This is a genomic window from Tardiphaga sp., assembly GCF_028290785.1.
Lineage (GTDB): Bacteria > Pseudomonadota > Alphaproteobacteria > Rhizobiales > Xanthobacteraceae > Tardiphaga.
This window is the reverse complement of the sequence record NZ_JAQGJD010000367.1, coordinates 1-5149: the sequence shown is the minus strand read 5'-3', so window position 1 is coordinate 5149 and position 5149 is coordinate 1. Positions and strand designations below refer to the sequence as shown.

General features: G+C 65.3%; 5 protein-coding genes. All 5 read left to right on the top strand.

Features of this window, described 5'->3' with window-relative positions; translation table 11 throughout:
- Window positions 1-85 precede the first annotated feature (85 nt).
- Window positions 86-943, top strand: coding sequence for an amino acid ABC transporter permease (locus JWR89_RS23410; RefSeq protein ID WP_299720556.1), 858 nt, complete (start codon window positions 86-88; stop codon window positions 941-943).
- The gene (locus JWR89_RS23405; RefSeq protein ID WP_299720554.1) at window positions 940-1707 is read left to right on the top strand and encodes an amino acid ABC transporter ATP-binding protein; all 768 of its coding nucleotides are present in this window, start codon (window positions 940-942) and stop codon (window positions 1705-1707) included. The genes JWR89_RS23410 and JWR89_RS23405 overlap by 4 nt, the downstream gene beginning before the upstream one ends.
- A 211-nt stretch (window positions 1708-1918) precedes the next feature.
- Window positions 1919-2728: an ABC transporter substrate-binding protein gene (locus JWR89_RS23400; protein WP_299720552.1), complete on the top strand. Its 810-nt coding sequence runs from the start codon at window positions 1919-1921 to the stop codon at window positions 2726-2728.
- Entirely contained in the window at window positions 2715-3611 is an 897-nt protein-coding gene (locus tag JWR89_RS23395; RefSeq protein ID WP_299720551.1) for a polysaccharide deacetylase, read from the top strand. The genes JWR89_RS23400 and JWR89_RS23395 overlap by 14 nt, the downstream gene beginning before the upstream one ends.
- A gap of 190 nt (window positions 3612-3801) precedes the next feature.
- Window positions 3802-5149: ABC transporter substrate-binding protein (locus tag JWR89_RS23390; protein WP_299720550.1), on the top strand; the 1348-nt coding region annotated here is incomplete at its 3' end.

Here is a 5149-nt window from a genome sequence, read left to right as displayed (position 1 = left end):
CCGACGGTGCCTACAAGACCGTTCTGGAAAAATGGAAGGTCGGCATGCATGCGGTGGAAAAGCCGCTGATGAACGCGGCCACGCAATGAGCGCGTCGGAGCGGCTGGCAGAAGGCTTTCCCGATCTGTCGCGACTACCGGTCGCCGCGCAGTTGCATTGGCGGCGCTGGCTCACCGCGGCGCTGATCCTGGTGGTGCTGGCCGCGATCGGCCGCGCCTTCGCCAACGGCCAGATCGAGTGGTCCTATGTCGGCCGCTTCCTCACCGTACCGGTGATCCTCAAGGGCATTTCCAACACCATGATCATGGCGGTGCTGGCGATGGCGCTCGGCATTTTCCTCGGGGTGGTGATCGCGGTGATGCGGCTGTCGTCCAATCCGGTGCTGAAGACCGTGGCGGCGGGCTACACCTGGCTGTTCCGCGGCACGCCGCTGATCCTGCAACTGCTGCTGTGGTTCAACATCGCTTTGGTGTTTCCTACCATCGGCATTCCCGGCATCTGGTCCGGCCGCGCGGTCGATATCATGACGCCGTTCCTCTCCGCGCTGCTCGGGCTCGGCATCAACCAGGGGGCGTACACGTCGGAAGTGATGCGCGCGGGCATTCTCTCGGTCGATGCCGGCCAGTACGAGGCGGCACAGGCGATCGGCATGGGCCGGCTGCAGGCGCTGCGCCGGATCATCTTTCCGCAGGCGATGCGTGTGGTGACGCCGCCGCTCTCCAACGAATTCATCGGCATGGTCAAGGCGACCTCGCTGGCCTCCGTGATCCAGTATCCCGAAGTGCTGCACAGCGCCGAGAACATCTACTACGCCAATTCGCGGGTCATCGAACTTTTGATCGTCGCAGGGCTGTGGTACCTGCTCGTGGTGTCGATCCTGACGCCGCTGCAGATGCTGCTCGAACGCCGGTTCTCCCGCGGCACCTTGCCGAGCGTCCGATGAGCAAGCCCCTCGTTGCCATCCGATCGGTCAGCAAGAATTTTGGCGAGTTCCAGGCGCTGAAGCAGGTGTCGCTGGACGTCCATGCCGGCGAGGTGCTGTGCCTGATCGGTGCCTCCGGCTCCGGCAAGACCACGCTGCTGCGCTGCGTGAATCAACTGACGCCGGCAGACAGCGGCGGCGTCTGGCTCGATGGCGAGCTGCAGGGCGTGCGCGAACAAAACGGCCGGCTGCACCGGCTGTCGGAACGGCAGGTCGCGAAGCAGCGGCTGAAGACCGGCATGGTGTTCCAGCGCTTCAACCTGTTTCCGCACAAGACGGCGCTCGACAACATTGTCGAAGGCCCGGTGCAGGTGCAGGGCCGTCCGCGCAAGGAAGTGATCGCGGAGGCGATGGAGCTGCTGCGCCGCGTGGGGCTGGCGGAGAAGGCCGACAACTATCCGTCGCAACTGTCCGGCGGGCAGCAGCAGCGCGTCGCGATCGCGCGCGCACTGGCGATGAAGCCGATGCTGATGCTGTTCGACGAGCCGACCAGCGCGCTCGATCCCGAACTGGTCGGCGAGGTGCTCGCGGTCATGAAGGAACTGGCGAAGAGCGGCATGACCATGATGGTGGTGACGCACGAGCTCGGTTTTGCCCGCGAGGTTGCTGACCGCGTGGTTTACATGGACCATGGCGTCATCGTGGAGTCCGGTTCGGCCGCGGACGTGCTGGGCAGCCCGCGCGAGGCGCGCACCCAGGCGTTTCTCTCGGCGGTGATCCGGTGATGTGGATTCAGCTCAATGGAATCGTGTCCAGAAAACAGTTCTCCGTCATTGCGAGGAGCGAAGCGACGCGGCAATCCAGAGAGCCACACGCGCAGTCTGGATTGCTTCGTCGCAAGGGCTCCTCGCAATGACGGCTGCGGCTGGATCGGTTCATATCGAACAGAAAATACTCTGATCGATCTTTGCTTTAAATAGACCTCAAGGAGACACGATGAAACGTTTGCTCGCCGCTGCTCTCATCTTCACCGCCGGTTCGGCGCTCGCCGCGGAGTTGCCGCCTGAGATCGTCAAGGCGGGCAGCCTCAAGGTGGCCATCGTGCCGAACTACCCGCCGATGGAATTCAAGGACCCGGCCACTGGCGCGCTCTCCGGCTTCGATGTGGAACTCGGCGACGCGCTCGGCCGCAAGCTCGGCATCAAGATCGCCTGGCAGGAAACCAGCTTCGACCAGATGATGCCGGCGATCACCACCGGCCGTGTCGATGCGATTCTCTCGGGCATGACCGACGTGGCGAGCCGGCAGGATAGCGCGACCTTCATCGACTACCTGCGCAACGGGCCGCTGTTCTTCGTGCAGCAATCCCGCGCCGCCGAGTTCAAGGACATGACGGCGCTGTGCGGCAAGAAGGTCGGCGCTAGCAGACGCACCAACATGCCGAAGATGATCGAAGTGTGGAGCACCGCCAACTGTGCCAGCACACCGATCGTGTTCGTCGGCACCGAAGGCTCGGCCGATGCGCGGACTCAACTTCGCCAGGGCCGCATCGACGCCGCGGTGCAGGGCGGCGAGACGCTGCCCTACATCATGGACCTCGAGCCCGGTATCTACCTGCCGGTTGGAAAGGTTTTCGCAACCCAGTTCACCGGTCTGGCCTTGCCGGTCAAGGAGAAGGGTTTACAGCAGGCGGTGGCGGAAGCGCTCGACGCGCTGATCGCCGACGGCACCTACAAGGCGCTGCTGGTGAAATGGAAACTCGCCGACTACGGCGTGGAAAAGGCATCGATCAATGCAGGACAGTAAAGCACTCGCCAGCATCCCGCTGGTTCCCGCCAACACCGCGCCCCCCGCGCCGCACTTCCCGTGGCCGAAGCCGTATACGTCGGCGATGTTCCTGTCGTTCGACGTCGACGCGGAAAGCGCCTGGACGGCCAAGGACGCGGGCCATGCGGAGCGGCTGGTCACCATGAGCTATGGCGGCTACGAGGCGCGGGTCGGCACGCCGAAGCTGCTGGAGCTGCTAGACCAGCTCGACCTCAAGGCGACGTTCTTCATCACCGGCTGGGCGGTCGACGCGCATCCGGCGATGGCCGAGTCGATCCTCAAGGCCGGCCACGAGATCGGCCATCACGGCTATCACCATCTGCTGGTGGATCCCGGCGACGACGTCGAGGAGGAATTGCAGCGCGGCTTTGACGCGCTGAAGCGTCACCTCGGCGTGGTGCCGAAGGGCTACCGCGCGCCGGTCGGCGAATTCACCGAGGCGCTGCGCGTGGCGCTGGTGCGCCACGGCATTGCCTATACGTCGTCGTTCCGCGACGACGTGCGGCCCTATCGCCACCGCCTCAAGGACGGCCGGCCCGGCACCATCGAACTGCCGGTGACGTCGAGCTACGACGACTGGATGCACGGCCTGTCGACCCGCTTCAGCCCGCGCTCGATCTTTCCGAAGGAGCATGTGCTGTCGATGTGGAAGGACGATCTCGACGAGACCCGCGACTGGGGCGCGATGGTCACCACCGTGCTGCATCCGCAGGTCTCCGGCCGTCCCATGCGGCTGCGCCTGCTGCGCGAATTTCTCACTTACGCGAAATCCTGCGAGGACCTGTGGATCGCCTCCGGCGAGGAGATCGTGGTGAACTACCAGCTCAACGAAGCCGCCTCCGCGGTGGCTGCGGCGGAGTAGATTTCGATTCAGCCCGACTGAATCTTGTCCCGGACGCAGTGCATTGCGCCTCCGCCAGGAGGCGTAGTGCACTGCGTCCGGGACCGCCAAAAGCTCCGGCGCCTGATACGGTCCCGGCTCTGCGGAGCGGCACAAGAGTGCCGCACCGCGTCCGGGACAAGTCTAATCGCTACCATCACAGGAGACCTCCTTGCTGATTTCCCGTCGTTCCCTGCTCAAGGCCGCAGCCATAGCACCCGCGTTCTCGATGCCCGGGGTGGTGCGTGCGCAGGCGCAGACCACGTTGCGCTTCATGCCGGTGATCGATCTCACCTTCCTCGATCCGATCTTCTCCACCGCGCAGGTGTCGCGCAACCATGGCTTTATGGTCTACGACACGCTGTACGGCATGAACGCGGCGCTGCAGATTTCGCCGCAGATGGTGTCCGGCCATGTCGTCTCCAATGACGACAGGCAGTGGGACCTGACGCTGCGCGACGGCCTCTCGTGGCATGACGGCGAGCGCGTGCTGGCGCGGGATTGCGTGGCCAGCATCAAGCGCTGGGCGCTGCGCGACGGCTTTGGCGCCGAGCTGATGGCGGCGACGGAAGAGCTCTCGGCGCCCGACGACCGCACCATTCGCTTCCGCCTGAAGCGGCCGTTCCCGCTGCTGCCGACCGCGCTCGGCAAGGCCGCGGTGCAGCCGGCCTTCATTATGCCGGAGCGTTTTGCCAGCACGGACGCCTTCAAGGCGATCACCGAAGTGGTCGGCAGCGGGCCGTTCCGATTTGTTGCCGACGAGCGCGTGCCGGGCGCGCGAAACGTCTATGCGAAGTTCGACAAATACGTGCCGCGCGCCGAGGGCAAGGCCGACTGGACCGCGGGCCCGAAGGTCGTGCATTACGACCGCGTGGTGTGGACCACCATGCCGGATGCCGCCACCGGCGTCGCCGCCCTGCAGAGGGGCGAGCAGGACTGGCAGGAAACCGCGCCGCACGACCTGCTGCCGATCCTGAAACGCGCCGATGTCACGATCCGCGTGCTCGATCCGCGCGGCTACACCTGCATGATGCGCGTCAACCAGTTGCAGCCGCCGTTCGACAATCCGGCGATCCGCCGCGCGCTGATGGGGGCCATCGACCAGGCCTCGTTCATGACGGCGGTGGCCGGCGACGACCCGGCCTATCAGGTGACGCCGATCGGCTTCTTCGCACCGAACACGCCGCTGGCCAGCGACGTCGGGCTGGACGTGTTCCGCGGCCCGCGCAACATGGCCAAGGTGAAGGCCGACCTGAAGGCCGCCGGCTACAACGGCGAGAAGGTGGTGCTGCTGGTGCCGCTGAATTCGCTGGCGCAAAAACCGCTCGGCGATGTCGCCGCCGACATGCTGCAGCAGGCCGGCATGAATGTCGAAGTGGCCGGCGCGGATTTTGGCACCGTGCTGCAGCGCCAGCTCAAGAAGGAGCCGGTGTCGGAAGGCGGCTGGAGCGCCAGCGTCAGCAACTGGCAGGGCATCGACTGGCTCAATCCCGCGGGCAATACCAATCTGCGCGGCGATG

Bases quoted from the DNA above. Each gene is read 5' to 3' on its own strand.
- JWR89_RS23410 (WP_299720556.1), top strand. From the start codon at position 86: ATGAGCGCGTCGGAGCGGCTGGCAGAAGGCTTTCCCGATCTGTCGCGA.
- JWR89_RS23405 (WP_299720554.1), top strand. From the start codon at position 940: ATGAGCAAGCCCCTCGTTGCCATCCGATCGGTCAGCAAGAATTTTGGC.
- JWR89_RS23400 (WP_299720552.1), top strand. From the start codon at position 1,919: ATGAAACGTTTGCTCGCCGCTGCTCTCATCTTCACCGCCGGTTCGGCG.
- JWR89_RS23395 (WP_299720551.1), top strand. From the start codon at position 2,715: ATGCAGGACAGTAAAGCACTCGCCAGCATCCCGCTGGTTCCCGCCAAC.